Source organism: Pseudonocardia charpentierae, assembly GCF_031845345.1.
GTDB classification, from domain to species: Bacteria; Actinomycetota; Actinomycetes; order Mycobacteriales; family Pseudonocardiaceae; genus Pseudonocardia; species Pseudonocardia charpentierae.
Genome location: NZ_JAVREJ010000011.1, coordinates 103,295 through 120,781 on the forward strand (window position 1 = coordinate 103,295; position 17,487 = coordinate 120,781).

The window sequence follows — 17,487 nt, forward strand, 5'->3', positions numbered from 1 at the left end:
GCCCCGACCTCGTCCACCACCGACCGCTCGGGCGCCAGCCACAGCACACCCGACGGCGGCAGACGCAGCGCGGCCGAGGCCGGCCGCCCGTGCCACATCACCGGCTCGGCCTCGACCACCCCGAAGTTGCCGACGCCCGACCCGCCGTAGATCTCGGCGTCCGTGTTGAGCACCTCGCGCCAGCGCCCGGTGAAGGGCAGGCCGACGCGGTAGTCGTCGCGCGGGCCGCCGGAGAAGTTGGCGATGCAGGCGAGGACCGTCGGGTTGCCGTCGGCGTCGACGCCGTGCCGCAGGAAGCTCAGCACGTTCCCGGCGGCGTCGTTCGCGTCGATCCAGGAGAAGCCCTCGGGCGTGTTGTCGCGCGTGTAGAGCGCAGGCGAGTCCTTGTAGACCCGGTTGAGGTCGCCCATCAGCGTCTTGATGCCGCCGTGCAGCGGGTTGCCGAGCAGGTCCCAGTCCAGTGAGCGCTCCTCGGACCACTCGCGGGCCTGCCCGAACTCCTGGCCCATGAACAGCAGCTGCTTGCCCGGGTGCGCCCACATGTAGGCCAGCAGCGCGCGCACGTTCGCGGCCTTGTTCCAGGCGTCGCCGGGCATCCGCTCCCACAGTGAGCCCTTGCCGTGCACGACCTCGTCGTGGCTGATCGGCAGCACGAAGTTCTCGCTGAAGGCGTACATCAGCGAGAACGTCATCTGGTTGTGGTGGTAGCCCCGGTAGATCGGGTCCTTCCCGATGTAGCTGAGCGTGTCGTGCATCCAGCCCATGTTCCACTTGAACCCGAAGCCGAGTCCGCCGAGATGGGTGGGCCGGGTGACGCCCGGCCACGCCGTCGACTCCTCGGCGATGGTCGTCACGCCGGGGTGGTGGCGGTAGACGGTGGCGTTCATCTCCTGCAGGAACGCCACCGCGTCGAGGTTCTCGCGGCCGCCGTAGATGTTGGGCAGCCACTCGCCCTCGGAGCGCGAGTAGTCGAGGTAGAGCATCGAGGCGACGGCGTCGACCCGCAGGCCGTCGATGTGGAACGTCTCGATCCAGTACAGGGCGTTCGCGACGAGGAAGTTGCGCACCTCGCGTCGGCCGAAGTCGAAGACGTAGGTGCCCCAGTCGGGCTGCTCGCCGCGGCGGGGGTCGGCGTGCTCGTAGAGGGGGGTGCCGTCGAAGCGGGCCAGCGCCCACTCGTCCTTGGGGAAGTGCGCGGGCACCCAGTCGACGATCACGCCGTAGCCGGCCTGGTGCAGCGTGTCGACGAAGTACCGGAAGTCGTCCGGGGTGCCGAAGCGGGCCGTCGGCGCGTAGTACGAGGTGACCTGGTAGCCCCACGACCCGCCGAACGGGTGCTCGGCCACCGGCAGCAGCTCGACGTGGGTGAAACCGGTCTCGTCGAGGTACTCGACGAGCTGGTGGGCCATCTCCCGGTAGTCCAACCCCTGCCGCCACGACGCGAGGTGCACCTCGTAGACGCTCATCGGCTCGGCGTACGCCTTGCTCTTCGCCCGCTTCGCGATCCACTCGTCGTCGCCCCACTCGTGGTGCAGCGCCGTGACGACCGATGCGGTGGACGGCGGGATCTCGGTCGCGAAGGCCATGGGGTCGGCCTTGTCGCGCCACTGGCCGTCCTGGCCGAGGATCCGGTACTTGTAGCGGGTGCCGACGCCGACGCCGGGCACGAAGATCTCCCAGACGCCGGAGCTGCCCAGCGAGCGCATCGGGTGCGTCCAGCCGGCCCAGCCGTCGAAGTCGCCGGTGACGCGCACGCCCTGGGCCGTGGGCGCCCAGACCGCGAAGCTGGTGCCGGTGACGTCGCCGTTCGGGGTGTCGTAGGTGCGCACGTGGGCGCCGAGGGCGTCCCACAGCCGCTCGTGGCGGCCCTCGCCGATCAGGTGCAGGTCGATCTCGCCGAGAGTGGGCAGCCAGCGGTACGGGTCGTCCACCACGTGGACGTCGTCGCCGTAGCGCACCTGCAGGCGGTAGTCGCCGGGCGCCTCGGGAACCACGCCGGACCACAGCCCGGCGTCGTGCACCCGGACCAGTGGATGGGTCCGCCCGGGGTCACCGTCGACGAGTACCAGCACCTCGTCGGCGTGCGGGCGCAGCGTGCGTACCACCGTGCCGTTCGCCAGCAGGTGCGCGCCCAGGATCCCGTGCGGGTTGTGGTGGGCTCCGCCCAGGACGCGGTCGATCGTGCCCTGGTCGGGCGGGGAGGCGTCGATCGTCTGGGTCTGTTGTTCGCGGTCCACGGACGAACCTTATTGCGCTCATCACGTCCGCGCTGCACCTGGCTCCGGTCGGTGGGAGCACGGATTTCCGGGCGTCAGCCTGCGGCGGAGTCCGAGGTCGCACCGGCCGTCAGCCGCTTGATCGACGACAGCGGGATCGGGACCCAGCTCGGGCGGCTGCGGGTCTCGTAGACCACCTCGTACACGGCCTTGTCCAGCTCGAACGCGCGCAGGAGCGGGCCGTGGCGGCGCGGGTCGGCACCGGCCCGCAGCGCGTAGCCGTCGCAGAACGCGTCGCGGTTGCGGGCCGTCCACTCCTTCGCGTGCCAGAGCAGGGGCGACGGCGCGGTCCGGTCGTCGGCGAGTGCGCGCGGATCGGTCGACAGCAGCTGGAAGAACGCCGCGTAGTCGAACGAGCGGAGCATTCCGGCGACATCGCGCATGGGCGAGTCGAGGCGGCGCCGTTCCGCGAGCGGCGCGGACGGCTCGCCCTCGAAGTCGAGGATCAGCCAGCCCTGCGTGGTGCGCAGCAACTGCCCCAGGTGCAGGTCGCCGTGCACGCGGTGGATCGGGACCGGTTCGGTCAGCCCGGCGACCGCCTCGTACACGGCACGCACCGCGTCGACGTGCGGCAGGAGTACGGGTGCGTCGCGTGCGGCGGCGTCCAGGCGGGCGCTCCACGCGGCGGCGAACTCGGCCGGGTCGCGCTCCGCTGTGCCCAGCACCCGGGCCAGCTCGGAGTGCACGCCGGCGACGGTCTCACCGATCCGGGAGGCCTCGCCTGCGAAGTCGCCGCCCACCTCGTCGGCACGCAGGTCCGCCTCGGCGAAGAGGTCGCGGACCGAGGCCAGGGCCATCGCCCAGCCGTCGGCGGAGTTGCCGGCGAAGTCCTGGAGCATTGCGAGCGTGGTGGGCTCGCCGCCGAGCGTGCCCTCGATGGCCCCCTGCAACGCGGCGACGTCGTTGCTGCCGACGGACCGCAGCGCCCGGTGCAGCTCCAGATCCGGGTTGACGCCCGGGTTGAGCCGCCGGAACAGCTTCATGATCGTCTTCTCGCCGAACACCACGGAGGTGTTGGACTGCTCGGCGCTCATCACCCGCCCCAGGCCGGGTGGCGCGAGCACGGCTCCCGGTTCAGGGACGAACCGCATGTCGCCGATCGTCCGCCCGGCGCGGACCTCCTCGAGCAGCCAGGCCGTGGCGGTGTGGTCCCACAGTGCGTCGTAGGCGCACAGGCCGTCGACATGGCCGATGGTGACGTGCTCCAGCTCGCCGCGCGCCTCCCGGCGGCGGCCGAGCAGCAGCTGGTAGTGCTGGACCGGACCGCCGTCGGCGAAGGAGACGGCCAGCACCAGCAGGTCGAGGAGCGGTTCGGCGTCGGTCAGCGAGGTCGTCAGCGAGTTCACAGACGCCACCTCGACGCCGCTGACCTCCCGTCCCTTCGCCCCGAACCACCGCTGCCGCCCGAGCCACTCGGGCAGGTGCGGCACGAGTTCCTCGACGAACGTCACTGCTGCGCCTCCTTCGCCGGCGCCGTCGCGCCGGACCGTCACGTTCCGCGTCCGAAGTGGCCGAGCGCCCGGCGAGGGTTCACCCCGCCGGACCTGACCTGGCCGGATGTGACCTTACGGCCTGGAGTCCGGTCCCGCGGGCGTGATGGAGAACCAGTAGAAACCGTGACCCGGAAGCGTGAGCAGGTAGGGCAGCTCGCCGATGGCCGGGAACGGCACGCCGCCGGTCAGCTCGTGCGGCACGGCGCCCTGCCACTCCGACAGGTCCAGCTCCACCGGCTGGGGGAAGCGCGACATGTTGTTGACGCACAGCACGATGTCGCCGTCGTGCTTGCTGTGCTGATCCTTCTGGCCGTAGGTGCGCATGTAGGACAGCACCGTCGGGTTCGACCCGCCGAGCTCGCGGTAGTCGCCGAGCCCGAACGCCTGGTGCCGCTTGCGGATCTCGATCATCCGCCGGTTCCAGTGCAGCAGCGAGGTCGTCGAGTTCAGCTGGGCCTCGACGTTCACGGCCTGGTAGCCGTACAGCGGGTCCATGATGATCGGCAGGTACAGCCGGCCCGGGTCGGAGCTGGAGAACCCGGCGTTGCGGTCCGGGGTCCACTGCATCGGGCTGCGGACGCCGTCGCGGTCGCCCGCCCAGATGTTGTCGCCCATGCCGATCTCGTCGCCGTAGTACAGCACCGGCGAGCCTGGCAGCGACAGCAGCAGAGCCGTGAACAGCTCGAGCTGGTTGCGGTCGTTCTCCAACAGCGGGGCCAGGCGGCGGCGGATGCCGATGTTGGCCTTCATCCGCGGGTCCTTGGCGTACTCCGCGTACATGTAGTCGCGCTCTTCGTCGCTGACCATCTCGAGCGTCAGCTCGTCGTGGTTGCGCAGGAAGATGCCCCACTGGCAGCCCGCCGGGATGGGCGGGGTCTGGGCGAGGATCTCCGAGATCGGGAAGCGGTTCTCCCGGCGCACCGCCATGAAGATGCGCGGCATCAGCGGGAAGTGGAACGCCATCTGGCACTCGTCGCCGCCGACCTCGGGGTCGCCGTAGTACTCGACGACGTCCGCGGGCCACTGGTTGGCCTCGGCCAGCAGCACCCGGCCCGGGTACTCGTCCTCCATGACCTTGCGGCAGCGGCGCAGGAAGGCGTGCGTCTCGGGCAGGTTCTCGCAGTTCGTGCCGTCGCGCTCGAACAGGTAGGGCACGGCGTCGAGCCGGAAGCCGTCGATACCCAGGTCCAGCCAGAAGCGCAGGACGTCGATCATCGACTCCTGCACGGCCTCGCAGTCGTAGTTGAGGTCGGGCTGGTGGGAGAAGAAGCGGTGCCAGAAGAACTGGCCGCGCACCCGGTCGTAGGTCCAGTTCGACGTCTCGGTGTCGACGAAGATGATCCGCGCCTCGGGGTAGCGCGTGTCGTCGTCCGACCAGACGTAGAAGTCGCCGTAGGGGCCGTCCGGGTTGCGGCGCGACTCCTCGAACCAGGCGTGCTGGTCGCTCGTGTGGTTCATGACGAGGTCGGTGATCACCCGGATGCCGCGCTTGTGCGCCTCGTCGAGCAGCACGACGAAGTCGTCGACGGTGCCGAACTCCGGCAGCACGGCCCGGAAGTCGCGGATGTCGTAGCCGCCGTCACGCAGCGGCGAGTCGTAGAACGGCGGCAGCCAGATGCAGTCGACACCCAGCCACTGGATGTAGTCGAGCTTCTCGGTGAGCCCGCGGATGTCGCCGGTGCCATCGCGGTTCGAGTCGGCGAACGCGCGGACCAGCACCTCGTAGAACACCGCCCGCTTGAACCAGTCGTGGTCCACGCCCAGCGTGCGGGCTTGGCCGTAGTCCTCGGACGTGGTCTCGGCGACTCTGCCGTCGGCCATGACGGCCTGGTCGACCTGCGCGTGCAGCGGACGTGACATTCGTGGCCTCGGTCATCTCGGCGGTGGCGGTGGGTGGGGGAGGTGGAGCGCGGGCCTGCGGAACGGGCAGAGCGGGCCCACCGGGCGTCTGCCCAGAAAGATCAAGCAGGGACGCCGGTGGCCCCGTCGAGAAGGTGGTGCGAGTGTGAGTGAGCGGTGGGTCAGGTGGCGCGGGTGATCCTGAGGATGTGCGCGACGGCGTTCAACGGCTCGAGCCGCGCGAACGCGAACTGGCCCCAGTGGAAGGTCGCGCCGCTCACCTCGTCGTGCGCGACGAGGGTGTCGCCCCAGTCGGCGCCCAGCGCCGGCATGTCCAGTGCGAGGTTGGCCGACTGGGGGTTGTACGAGTCGAGCGTGCACACCACCAGCACCGTGTCGCCGGTGCTGACGTCCGTCTTCGAGTAGGCGATGACCTGGTCGTTGTCGGTGTGGTGGAAGTGGATGTCGCGCAGCTGCTGCAGCGCCGGGTGCGCGCGGCGGATCTCGTTCAGCCGGGTCAGGTACGGCTCGAGCGAGCGGCCCTCGTTCAGGGCGCCTGCGAAGTCGCGCGGGCGCAGCTGGTACTTCTCGGAGTCCTTGTATTCCTCGCTGCCGGGCTTCACCGGGTCGCCTTCGAAGAGCTCGAAGCCCGAGTAGACGCCCCAGGTCGGTGAGAACGTCGACGCCAGCGTCGCGCGGATCGCGAACATCGCCGGGCCGCCGGTCTGCAGCGACTCGTGGAGGATGTCCGGGGTGTTGACGAACAGGTTGGGCCGGCACTCGTCCGCGCGCTCGGCGTGCATGAGGGCGAACTCGGTCAGCTCCTCCTTGCCCGTGCGCCACGTGAAGTAGGTGTACGACTGCGTGTAGCCCAGCCGGGCCAGGCCGAACAGCCGTGCCGGGCGGGTGAACGCCTCGGCGAGGAACAGCACGTCCGGGTACTTGGCCTTGACCTGCCAGATCAGCCAGTGCCAGAAGTTCGGCGGCTTGGTGTGCGGGTTGTCCACCCGGAAGATCCGCACCCCGTGCTCCACCCAGAGCAGCACGACGCGCAGCGACTCGGCGTAGATGCCCGTGGGGTCGTTGTCGAAGTTGACCGGGTAGATGTCCTGGTACTTCTTGGGCGGGTTCTCGGCGTAGGCGATCGTCCCGTCGGGGCGCACGGTGAACCACTCGGGATGCGCGGCCACCCACGGGTGGTCCGGGGCGCACTGGAGCGCGAAGTCGAGCGCGATCTCCATGCCGAGGTCCTTCGCGCGGGCGACGAAGGCGTCGAAGTCGTCGAAGTCGCCCAGCGCGGGGTCGATCGCGTCGTGCCCGCCCTCGGCGGACCCAATCGCCCACGGCGAGCCGACGTCGCCGGGCTCGGCGACGGGGTTGCCGCCAGGCAGCGCGGCGGTGTTCGGGCCCTTGCGGTGCACGGTGCCGACGGGGTGGATCGGGGGCAGGTAGACCACGTCGAAGCCCATCGCGGCGACGCGGTCGAGCTCCTTGGTCGACGTGGCGAACGTGCCGTGCACCGGGCGGCCGTTCTCGTCGCGGCCGCCGGTCGACCGGGGGAAGAACTCGTACCAGGAGCCGAACAGCGCGCGGGTGCGGTCGACGTAGATCTGGTGCGGCTGGCCGCGGGTGATCAGCTCACGGACGGGCCGCTCGACCATGATCGTCTGCACGGCGGGGAAGAGCGCGGGCGCGACCCGGTCCTGCAGGGGGAGCGCGGTGTCGCGCAGCGCGTTCGCCGCCGCGAACAGCAGGTCGCGGTTGGCGCGCTCGGCAGGCCTGCGGCCCACGCGCTGCAGCAGCCGGGCGCCGACCTCGAGGTCGTTCGCCAGCTCGTCCGGGCTCTGCCCGGCCTTGAGCTTCACGGTGACGGCGTGTCGCCAGGTCGCCCACGGGTCGCTCCAGGCGTCGACCCGGAAGGTCCACAGGCCGGGCTCGTCCGGCACGACCGTCGCGGCGAACCGGTCGACGTCGTCGGGCTGCGGTGCCATCCGGATGTGCTGGCCCGGGCCGTCGCTGCCGACCTTCTTCCACACGACGTTCGCGGCGATCGCGTCGTGGCCCTCGCGCCAGACCGAGGCACCGATGGGGACGACCTCGCCGACGACGGCCTTGCCGGGATGGTGACCGTCACCCACCTTCGGCGTGACGTCGTCGATACCCAGCCGACCGGTCATCAGCGCACCCCCGGAACTCTCTACGTGTACGGGCAGACCGTACCTACCCGATCCCGACCAGTTCGGCACCGGGTTCCCGCTGGCCGGGCCACGATTACATGATCTTCACGTGGGTGGTGCGCGGGGCGTCACCGACGGGTGACGGGGTGCCGGATCCGGCGCGCTCCTTAATCGATCACTTGACCGCTACCCGTACGCTGCGGGCCGTGAGAGCCCTGCGTCGCTTCACCGTCCGTGCCCAGCTGCCCGCGCCACTCCAGCCGTTGCAGACCCTTGCGATGAACCTGCGGTGGACATGGCATCCGCCCACGCAGGACCTGTTCGCCTCACTGGATCACCAGGCCTGGGAGCGCAGCGGGCACGACCCCGTCCGCGTGCTGGGCGAGATCTCGTCCGCCCGGTTCGCGGAGCTCGCGGCCGACGCCGAGACCGTCGTCACCGTGCGTGAGCTCGCCGACGACCTTGCGGCCTACCTGGGTGAACCGCGCTGGTACCAGGTGGAGAACGAGGACGACCCGAACCTGCCCGAGGCCGTCGCGTACTTCTCGATGGAGTTCGGCGTCTCGGAGGTCCTGCCGAACTACTCCGGGGGCCTCGGCGTGCTCGCCGGCGACCACCTGAAGGCGGCGTCGGACCTCGGTGTGCCGCTGGTGGCCGTCGGGCTGTTGTACCGCTCCGGCTACTTCCGCCAGTCGCTCGCCCTCGACGGCTGGCAGGTGGAGACCTACCCCGTCCTGGACCCGCAGGGCCTGCCGCTGCACCTGCTGACCGACGAGTCCGGTGCTCCGACGCTGGTCTCGGTGAACATGCCCGGCGGTCGCGTGCTCAACGCGCGGGTGTGGCGGGCGGCGGTCGGCCGGGTCCCCCTGCTGCTGCTCGACTCCGACATAGAGGAGAACGACGCCGACCTGCGCGGCGTCACCGACCGCCTCTACGGCGGCGACCAGGACCACCGGATCCGCCAGGAGATCCTCGTCGGCGTCGGCGGGGTGCGCGCCGTGCGCGCCTTCTGCGCCGCGTCGGGACACCCCGTTCCCCGCGTGTTCCACACCAACGAGGGACACGCGGGTTACCTGGGCCTGGAGCGCATCCGCGAGCTGCAGGACGCCGAGGGTCTCGACTTCGACGAGGCGCTCGCCGTGGTGCGCGCCGGCACGGTCTTCACCACCCACACGCCGGTGCCGGCCGGCATCGACCGGTTCCCGCTCGACATGGTGCGCCACTACTTCGACGACTCCGCGAAGGCGCACGCGCTGCTGCCCGGCGTCGCGACCGACCGCGTGCTCGCGCTCGGCGCCGAAGAGAACCCGAGCATGTTCAACATGGCCCACATGGGCCTGCGGCTGGCCCAGCGCGCGAACGGCGTCTCGAAGCTGCACGGTGCGGTCTCGCGGGGGATGTTCGGCGACCTGTGGAGCGGCTTCGACACCACCGAGGTGCCGATCGGCTCGGTGACCAACGGCGTGCACGGCCAGACCTGGGAGGCCGAGGAGGTCACCGCGCTCATCGGGCCGCCCGCGCCGCACCCCGCCGCGCTCGAGGGCGACGGGCCGTCGGACGCCCTGCTGTGGGACCTGCGGACGAGCCTGCGCACCCGCCTGGTCGGCGAGGTGCGCCGCCGGGTGCGCGAGGCCTGGCTGCAGCGCGGGGCGTCCGTGCCCGAGCTGAGCTGGACCGACCACGTCTTCGATCCCGACGTGCTCACCGTCGGCTTCGCCCGGCGCGTGCCGACCTACAAGCGGCTCACGCTGATGCTGCGCGACCCGGACCGCCTGCGCGACATGCTGCTCGACCCGTACCGGCCGGTGCAGCTGGTGGTCGCGGGCAAGGCGCACCCGGCGGACGACGGCGGCAAGGCGCTGATCCAGCAGATCGTGCGCTTCGCCGACGACCCGGCCGTGCGCCACCGGATCGTGTTCCTGCCCGACTACGACATGTCGATGGCCCGCTACCTGTACTGGGGCTGCGACGTCTGGCTGAACAACCCGCTGCGCCCGCTGGAGGCGTGCGGCACGTCGGGGATGAAGTCGGCGCTCAACGGCGGGCTGAACCTGTCGATCCGCGACGGCTGGTGGGACGAGTTCTACGACGGCGCCAACGGCTGGGCGATCCCGACCGCGGACGGCGTCGACGACCCGCACCGCCGCGACGACCTCGAGGCGAACGCGCTCTACGAGCTGCTCGCCACGCAGGTGGCGCCGGCGTTCTACGACCGCACGGAGGGCGTGCCGCACCGGTGGGTGGAGCTGGTGCGCCACACGCTGACCACGCTGCGGCCGCAGGTGCAGGCCACGCGAATGGTGCGCGAGTACGTCGAGGACTGGTACAGCCCGGCCGCCCGGGCCGCTCGCCGCATCGCGACGGACGACTTCGCGCCGGCCCGTGAGGTGGCCGCGTTCCGGACAAGGCTGAACGCGGCGTGGCCGTCGGTGAAGGTGGTCGGGGTGGACGCCTCCGGGCTGCCGGACACGCCGGTGGTCGGGGCCCCGATGACGGTGCGCGCGGTGGTGGCGCTGGCGGGGCTGGACCCGACGGACGTCGCCGTCGAAGCGGTGGTCGGCCGCGTGGGCGAGACCGACGAGCTGACCGAGACCGTGACGGTGCCGATGAAGCACGTGGGCCCGGTGGACGGCGCGGAGCCCGACGGGGCGGAGCGGTTCGAGGCGGGGGTGCAGCTGCCGCACGCGGGGCTGACGGGCTACACGGTGCGGGTTCTGCCGCACAACCCGCTGCTGGCGTCGCCGGTGGAGCTGGGGAAGGTCGTGCTGGCGGGCTGATCGGCCCGCCTCCCGGCCGAGTGGACGAGCTCAGCATGGTGGCTTTGCTGCGGTAGGAGTGCAGCAAAGCCACCATGCTGCGGTGGGGGCGGCCCGTGACGGGCCGCCGTCAGGCCGGGATGACCAGCTGCTGGCCCGGGTGGATCAGGTCCGGGTTCGCGATGTTGTTCGCCGCCGCGATGCGCCGGTACTCGCCCGCGTGGCCGTAGAAGCGCTTGGCGATCGCCGAGAGCGTGTCGCCGCGCTGGACCGTGTAGGTCTGCGGGGCGGGCGTGGCTGCCGGGGCCGGTGCCGCCGGGGCTGCGGGAGCCTGCTGCGCCTGCTCGTCGGCGATGGCCTGCTCCTCCGCGGCCCGCTCGGCCTCGGTCACGTAGCAGTTCGGCGTCCACAGCAGGGTGGTGCCGTCCGCGGCGAGGATGACCAGGTTGCGGTCGTCCTGCAGCACCAGCTGCGCACCCGGACCGGTGGTGTCCGCGGTCCACACCACGCTGCGGTCCGCGCCGTAGAGCACGAAGTTGCCGTCGGTCTGCATCTCGGCGGTCGCGACGCTCTTGCCGCGGGTGTCGGAGTCCCATGCCAGCCCGGTCGGACCTGTGAGCACCAGGTTGCCGTCGGACTGCAGCTCCAGCCGGTAGCGGCCGTTCTGCGACGTGATGGAGTCGCCCGGCTTCAGGACCGACCCGCTCGACAGCACGTTCATTGCACGTCCTTCCGTTCGGGCGGAGGCCGCGCGGCCGGCGACCCCGGGCGCGATCACTCCGCGTTGCGGAGGTTAGGGGCGGCGTCCCCATCGAGGGTCGGCCGCCCCGGTCGCTGTCCGGTGACGACCGCAGGTGTATGGCGATCGCCGGGACGTCGCGGCACATTCGCGTGCGTGCGTGTGCCGGAACCGATGCGGGCCTGCGGTCGGCGCGCGGAGTGGCCGCCGGTCAGCCGCAGCAGCCGCCCCCGCAGCAGCCCCCACCGCCGGCGGGCGCGGCCGGTGCGGCGGTCATGGGCGCGCGGCCGGAGGCGGCCCGGCCGCCGAGGGCGACGGTGCTGAGCAGCTTGACCGTGTCCGCGTGCCCGTACGGGCAGCGCGCCGGGTCGCCCGCTGCGGCCATGGGCCGGTCGACCTCGAAGGTGGTGGAGCACTGACGGCATCGGAAGTCGTAGCGCGGCACGGTCGGAGGGTACCGCGGCGCGTTTCGTGCTCGACGTCTTCGCAGACCCCGTGGCGTCCTCGCAGCGGCACTCGCCTCTGTGAAGAGGCGGCGGACTCTGTGAAGAGGCGGCGGACTCTGCGAAGAGGGTGCTCGGCGGCCCGCTGACGAACGTGCCGACTCGCGCTGACGAACGTGCCGACTCGCGCTGACGAACGTGCCGACTCGCGCTGACGAACGTGCCGACTCGCGGATCACTCGGCCGGCGGGACGTCCCGGCGCAGGAGCAGCAGCGAGCCCGTCGGGAGGGTGATCGTCGTGCCGCCCGGCAGCGGGCGGGAGCTCACCGGCGTGCCATCGTCGCGGGTGCTGTCGACCACCGGCGTGAACGGGCCTCCCGGTGGCAGCGTGCACGGCGCGGCGTCGCCTGAGTGCAGCAGGATCAGCCACTCCCCGACGAGCAGGCCCAGCGAGCGCGTGCCGTGGTCGTGCCAGTCGCCGTGGCTCAGGGGGCGGCCGGAGAAGTGCCACCACGTGACGTCGCCGTCGCGGTAGAAGCGGTCGCGGTGCAGCGTCACCGACGACCGGCGGATCTCCACCAGGCGGGCGACGAACGCCGTCAACCGCTCCGCCTCGACGCCGCCGGACCAGTCGACCCACGACGTCTTGTCGTCGAGGCAGTAGGCGTTGTTGTTGCCGCCCTGGGTGCGCCACAGCTCGTCGCCGCCCAGCAGCATGGGCGTGCCCGTCGACAGCAGCAGCGTGCCGAGCAGCGCCCGCGCCGCGTCCATCCGGCGTGCGCGGACCACCGGCGAGGTCGTCTCGCCCTCGACGCCGAAGTTCTGCGAGCGGTTGTCGTCGGTGCCGTCGCGGTTGTCCTCGCCGTTCGCCTCGTTGTGCTTGCGTTCGTAGCTCACGAGGTCGCGCAGCGTGAAGCCGTCGTGGGCCGTCACGAAGTTGATCGACGCCCACGGCCGGCGCAGCGACAGCCCGTAGAGGTCTTCGCTCCCGGTCAGCCGCGACGCCAGCTCGCCGATCGCGCCGTGGCCGCGCCAGAAGTCGCGGACGGCGTCGCGGTAGCGGCCGTTCCACTCCGACCACGCGACCGGGAAGCCGCCGACCCGGTAGCCCTCGCCGGTGGCGTCCCACGGCTCGGCGATCAGCTTGCACTGCGCGAGCACGGGGTCCGTCGCGATGGCGGTCAGCATGGGGGCGTGCGGGTCGAACGGCCCGGAGCGCGGGCGCCCCAGCACGCTCGCGAGGTCGATGCGGAACCCGTCGACGCCGAACGCCGTCACCCAGTTCCGCAGGGCGTCGCACACCATCCGCACGACCGTCGGCGAACCGGCGTCGAGGGTGTTGCCGGTGCCGGTGATGTCGGCGTCGTAGCCGCCGCGCAGGCTGTAGTAGGCGGGGGCGTCGAGGCCGCGGAACGAGATCGTGGTGCCGTCGACGCCGCCCTCGCAGGTGTGGTTGGGCACCACGTCGAGGAGCACCTCGATGCCGGCCTCGTGCAGGGCGTCGACCATCGCGCGGAACTCCTCGACCTCCGCGCCGGGCACGCTGGCATAACCGGGGTGCGGGGCGAAGAAGCCGAGCGTCGAGTAGCCCCAGAAGTTGGTGACTCCGCGGTCCAGCAGCGGGGGCTCGTCGAGCGTCGCGGTGACGGGGAGCAGCTCGACGGCCGTCACCCCGATGCGGCGCAGGTGCGCGACGACGGCGGGATGGGCCAGCCCCAGATAGGTGCCGCGCTGCTCGGGCGGTACGTCCGGGTGCAGCCGGGTGTAGCCGCGGACGTGCACCTCGGCGATCACCGTCTCGGACCACGGGATGTCCGGCCTCGGCCCGGCGACCGGGGGCAGCGCGCCGGTGACCACCGAGAGCGGGACGTACCCCAGTGAGTCGACCGTGCTGGGCGGCCCGGTCATCGGGTCGATCTCCCAGCCGCGCGCCGATTTGAGGTCCGTGATCGTGCCGGCGATCTGCCGCGCGTACGGGTCGACGAGGATCTTGGCGGGGTTCGCGCGCGGGCCGTCCCACGGCCGGTACGGGCCGTGCACGCGGTAGCCGTAGCGCTGGCCCACGCCGACGCCGGGCACGTGCCCGTGCCAGACCCCGAAGGTGCGCTCGGTGAGGGCGAACCGACGCTCGGTCGGCTCGTCCGGATCGCCGTCGACCAGGCAGACCTCGACCGCCTCCGCGCTGGACGACGCCACGGCGAACCGGACCCCGTCGGGATCGACATGGGCACCCAACGGGAAGACGGACACGATCGGCGAGGATAGGCCCGTGGCCGCACACGGATCGCCTTCCGAGTCGTTGTTTCCCACAAGGAGTGAGCCCGCCGTCTCCGACGCGGGTGACTACGTCATACGGATGGAGGGTGTGTCGGTCCGCCGCGGTGACACGACGTTGCTCGACTCCGTGGACTGGGCCGTCGAGCTCGACGAGCGCTGGGTCGTCCTCGGTCCGAACGGTGCGGGCAAGACGACCCTCCTGCGGCTGGCCGCCGCCGACATCCATCCGTCACAGGGAGCCGTCGAGATCCTCGGCTCCCGGCTGGGGCGCGTCGACGTGTTCGAGCTGCGCACGCGGATCGGCCTGTCGTCGGCGGCGCTGGGCCTGCGCGTGCCGTCCGACGAGACCGTCCGCGACGTGGTGATCAGCGCGGGGTACGCGGTGATCGGGCGCTGGCGGGAGCGCTACGACCCGCTCGACGCGGCCCGCGCGGACGAGCTGCTCGGCGCGCTGGGACTGCGCGGGCTGGGCGGGCGCGCCTACGGGACGCTGTCGGAGGGCGAGCGGAAGCGGGCGTTGATCGCGCGGGCGCTGATGACCGACCCCGAGCTGCTGTTGCTCGACGAGCCGACGGCGGGCCTGGACCTGGGCGGCCGGGAGGACCTCGTGGCCCGGTTGTCGCTGCTGGCGAACGACGCCGACGCGCCGGCGTCGGTGCTGGTGACCCACCACGTGGAGGAGATCCCGCCCGGCTACAGCCACGGCCTGCTGCTGCGGTCGGGGAAGGTGGTGGCGGCGGGGCTGCTGGACGATGTGCTGACGGACGAGAACCTGTCGGCGACGTTCGGCCTGCCCCTGGTGGTGCAGCGGCGGCGGGGTCGTTACACAGCGTGGTTGCGCTGAGGTGAGCCGCGACATCAGCATGGTGGCTTTGCTGCGGTCGGAGTGCAGCAAAGCCACCATGCTGCGAACCCTGGCGCACCGGCGAGCCCGGCTAGGGTGCGGAGCGTGACGGGTTTCGTGCGGCTCGAGGTCGACGCTGGGATGGGCACGGTCCGGCTGGACCGCCCGCCCATGAACGCGCTCAGCCGCGCCGTCCAGGACGATCTGCGCCGCGTCGCCGCCGAGGCCACCGAGCGCGACGACGTGCGCGCCGTGATCGTCTACGGCGGCCCGAAGGTGTTCGCCGCCGGCGCCGACGTCAAGGAGATGGCGTCGCTCACCCACGCCGACATGGCCCCCCTCGCCCGCAGCCTGTCCGCCGGGCTCGGGGCGCTCGCCGGGGTGCTCAAGCCCACGGTCGCCGCGATCACCGGGTACGCGCTCGGCGGCGGCCTGGAGGTCGCGCTGGCGTGCGACCGGCGCATCGCGGCCGAGAACGCGACGCTGGGCGTCCCGGAGATCCTGCTGGGGGTGATCCCCGGCGGTGGGGGGACGCAGCGCCTGGCCCGGCTGATCGGGCCGGCCCGCGCGAAGGACCTGGTCTACACCGGCCGGTTCGTGCACGCCGAGGAGGCGCTGGCGATCGGGCTCGTCGACGAGGTCGTGCCCGCCGACGACGTCTACGCCCGTGCGCGCGCCTACGTCGAGCCGTTCACCCGCGGACCCGCCCTGGCCTACGCCGCGGCGAAGAAGGCGATCGACGGCGGGCTGGACGTCGACCTGCACACCGGACTGGACATCGAGTCCGACCTGTTCGCGGGCCTGTTCGCGACCGACGACCGCCGCATCGGGATGGCGTCGTTCGTCGAGCACGGGCCGGGCAAGGCGCGGTTCACCGGGCGCTGACCGACCGCGGTGAACCGGACCGCCCCGCGTCACGTGGTACTGGTGACGGGACGGGGGATGCATGGCGACATCCGGACCGGTGACGGTGGTGGTGATCGGTGACCTCGCCGCACCACCCGACGTGCGCGTGGTGGCCAGCGTCAACGACCCGCGCCGGGCGCCGCGGCTTGTCGACGACATCCGGCCGCAGGTCGTGCTGGCCGCCCTGGGCCGCGACCGGGACGCCCTGCTCGCGGTCCTCCCCGAGCTGACCGCGCGCGTGCCCGGCGCGCCCGTCCTCGCGGTGTCCGGCCCGGGGTCGACCGACCCGGCTGCGGACGTCCTGGCCGCCGTCCGGGCCGGAGCCCGCGGCTACCTCGTGGTCGACGGCGATCCCGACGCGCTGGCCGACGCCCTGCGGCGTACGGCCGACGGCGAGGCCGTGTTCGGCGCGGGCCTCGCCGAGATCGTCCTGGAGGACTACAGCCGCCCGGCCGATCCGGCGCAGGTGCGGCTGACGCCCCGCGAGGCCGACGTGCTCCGGTTGGTCGTGGAGGGGTTGACGGCGCGGCAGACGGCGACGCGGCTGGTGCTCTCGCCGCGGACGGTCGAGAACCACGTCCAGCGGGTGCTGCGCCGGCTGGGCCTGCCGAACCGGGCGGCGCTTGTGCGCTACGCCGTGGAGAACGGTCTGGTCTGACCAACCGCGCCGGGACGGCGGGTTCACGCAGGACGGTGCAGCCGGTCCAACCTGGACGTCCGAGCAGGACGGGACGGTCCGGACGTGCCACGCTGGCGCCGAACCGAGGGGGAGCGCATGGGCGGTCGGGTCGTCGTGGTCGGTGCGGTCAACGTCGATCTCGTGGTCGCCGCCGAGCGGCTGCCCGGGCCGGGCGAGACGGTCGTCGGCCCCCGTGTCGAGCACTTCGGCGGCGGCAAGGGGGCCAACGCCGCCGTCGCGGCCGCGCGAGCCGGCGCGGACGTCCTGCTGATCGGTGCGGTCGGCGCCGACGACACCGGCCGCGCGGCACTGGACGAGCTGCGTGGGGAAGGCGTGCGCGTCGACGGGGTCGCCGTGCTCGACGGCGTCCCGACCGGCGTCGCGCTGATCGTGGTGGACGCGGCGGGGGAGAACCAGATCGCCGTCGGCGCGGGTGCGAACGCCGGCGTCGAGCGTGATCAGGTGCGTGCCGCGCTGGTCGACGCGCTGCCGCACACCGACTGCGTCCTCGTCAGCACCGAGATCCCGCTCGCCGCGGTGGTGGTCGCCGTCGAGACGGCGACCGCGGTCGGCGTGCCGTGCGTGCTCAACCCGGCTCCGGTGCTCCCGGGCCTCGCCGGCCTGCTCGTGCCGCGGCCGGGCCTGCACGGCCCGCTCCTGACCCCGAACGTCGGCGAGCTCGCCGCCCTCACCGGCCCCGGACCGACCGGCGTCCGCGCGGTCGGGCTCGCGGCGCGGACGGAGGCCCCGGTGGTCGTCACCCTCGGCGGTGAGGGCGCGCTCGTCGTCGAACCCGGCGGCATGGTCGAGCACCTGCCGCCGCGCCCGACCACCGTGTGCGACACCACCGGCGCGGGCGACACCTTCAACGGCGTGTTCGCTGCTCAGCTCGCGGCCGGCGCCGGGCTGCTCGACGCCGCGCGGGCGGCGAACGTCGCCGCGGCCCTGTCGGTGGCCCAGGTCGGCGCACGAGGCGGCATGCCGTCCGCCGAGTTGATCGCTGCATCGATGTGACCTGCGTCGAATTATGAAACGGATCGATCAGCAAGTGCGTTGT

General features: G+C 72.2%; 11 protein-coding genes and 1 pseudogene. 5 read left to right on the forward strand and 7 right to left on the reverse strand.

What is annotated here, in order from left to right; all coding sequences use genetic code 11:
- Positions 1-26: 26 nt before the first annotated feature.
- From glgB to RM445_RS16715, 4 genes and pseudogenes are all read right to left on the reverse strand, one after another.
- Positions 27-2,210 (reverse strand): annotated as a pseudogene (gene glgB, locus RM445_RS16700) (1,4-alpha-glucan branching protein GlgB); the annotation flags it as partial.
- 101 nt (positions 2,211-2,311) lie between these two features.
- The gene (locus tag RM445_RS16705) at positions 2,312-3,727 is read right to left on the reverse strand and encodes a maltokinase N-terminal cap-like domain-containing protein (protein WP_311557344.1); all 1,416 of its coding nucleotides are present in this window, start codon (positions 3,725-3,727) and stop codon (positions 2,312-2,314) included.
- A gap of 114 nt (positions 3,728-3,841) precedes the next feature.
- The gene (gene treS / locus RM445_RS16710) at positions 3,842-5,629 is read right to left on the reverse strand and encodes a maltose alpha-D-glucosyltransferase (protein ID WP_311557345.1); all 1,788 of its coding nucleotides are present in this window, start codon (positions 5,627-5,629) and stop codon (positions 3,842-3,844) included.
- Between the two features lie 161 nt (positions 5,630-5,790).
- The gene (locus RM445_RS16715) at positions 5,791-7,785 is read right to left on the reverse strand and encodes an alpha-1,4-glucan--maltose-1-phosphate maltosyltransferase (protein WP_311557347.1); all 1,995 of its coding nucleotides are present in this window, start codon (positions 7,783-7,785) and stop codon (positions 5,791-5,793) included.
- A gap of 206 nt (positions 7,786-7,991) precedes the next feature.
- Between RM445_RS16715 and glgP the strand changes: the two genes are divergently transcribed.
- Positions 7,992-10,562 (forward strand): alpha-glucan family phosphorylase, encoded by a 2,571-nt coding sequence (gene glgP, locus RM445_RS16720; RefSeq protein WP_311557348.1) that lies wholly within the window; start codon positions 7,992-7,994, stop codon positions 10,560-10,562.
- A gap of 109 nt (positions 10,563-10,671) precedes the next feature.
- Here the strand turns inward: glgP and RM445_RS16725 are convergent, their stop codons facing one another.
- The 3 genes from RM445_RS16725 to glgX form a co-directional block, all read right to left on the reverse strand.
- Positions 10,672-11,262, reverse strand: a complete 591-nt coding sequence (locus tag RM445_RS16725; RefSeq protein ID WP_311557350.1) for a LysM peptidoglycan-binding domain-containing protein — start codon at positions 11,260-11,262, stop codon at positions 10,672-10,674.
- A 229-nt stretch (positions 11,263-11,491) separates the two neighbouring features.
- The gene (locus tag RM445_RS16730; RefSeq protein WP_311557352.1) at positions 11,492-11,725 is read right to left on the reverse strand and encodes an FmdB family zinc ribbon protein; all 234 of its coding nucleotides are present in this window, start codon (positions 11,723-11,725) and stop codon (positions 11,492-11,494) included.
- A gap of 233 nt (positions 11,726-11,958) precedes the next feature.
- A complete protein-coding gene (glgX, locus tag RM445_RS16735; RefSeq protein WP_311557354.1) occupies positions 11,959-13,974 on the reverse strand; it encodes a glycogen debranching protein GlgX in 2,016 nt (671 codons plus the stop codon).
- 106 nt (positions 13,975-14,080) lie between these two features.
- Between glgX and RM445_RS16740 the strand changes: the two genes are divergently transcribed.
- The 4 genes from RM445_RS16740 (at position 14,081) to RM445_RS16755 (ending at position 17,444) form a co-directional block, all read left to right on the forward strand.
- Positions 14,081-14,845: an ABC transporter ATP-binding protein gene (locus RM445_RS16740; RefSeq protein WP_311557355.1), complete on the forward strand. Its 765-nt coding sequence runs from the start codon at positions 14,081-14,083 to the stop codon at positions 14,843-14,845.
- A 105-nt stretch (positions 14,846-14,950) separates the two neighbouring features.
- Positions 14,951-15,730 carry an enoyl-CoA hydratase/isomerase family protein gene (locus tag RM445_RS16745; RefSeq protein ID WP_311557356.1) on the forward strand — a complete coding sequence of 260 codons (780 nt, stop codon included), beginning with the start codon at positions 14,951-14,953 and terminating at the stop codon, positions 15,728-15,730.
- A 61-nt stretch (positions 15,731-15,791) separates the two neighbouring features.
- Positions 15,792-16,409 carry a response regulator transcription factor gene (locus RM445_RS16750; RefSeq protein WP_311557357.1) on the forward strand — a complete coding sequence of 206 codons (618 nt, stop codon included), beginning with the start codon at positions 15,792-15,794 and terminating at the stop codon, positions 16,407-16,409.
- Between the two features lie 117 nt (positions 16,410-16,526).
- A complete protein-coding gene (locus RM445_RS16755; protein WP_311557358.1) occupies positions 16,527-17,444 on the forward strand; it encodes a PfkB family carbohydrate kinase in 918 nt (305 codons plus the stop codon).
- The last annotated feature ends 43 nt before the right edge of the window (positions 17,445-17,487 follow it).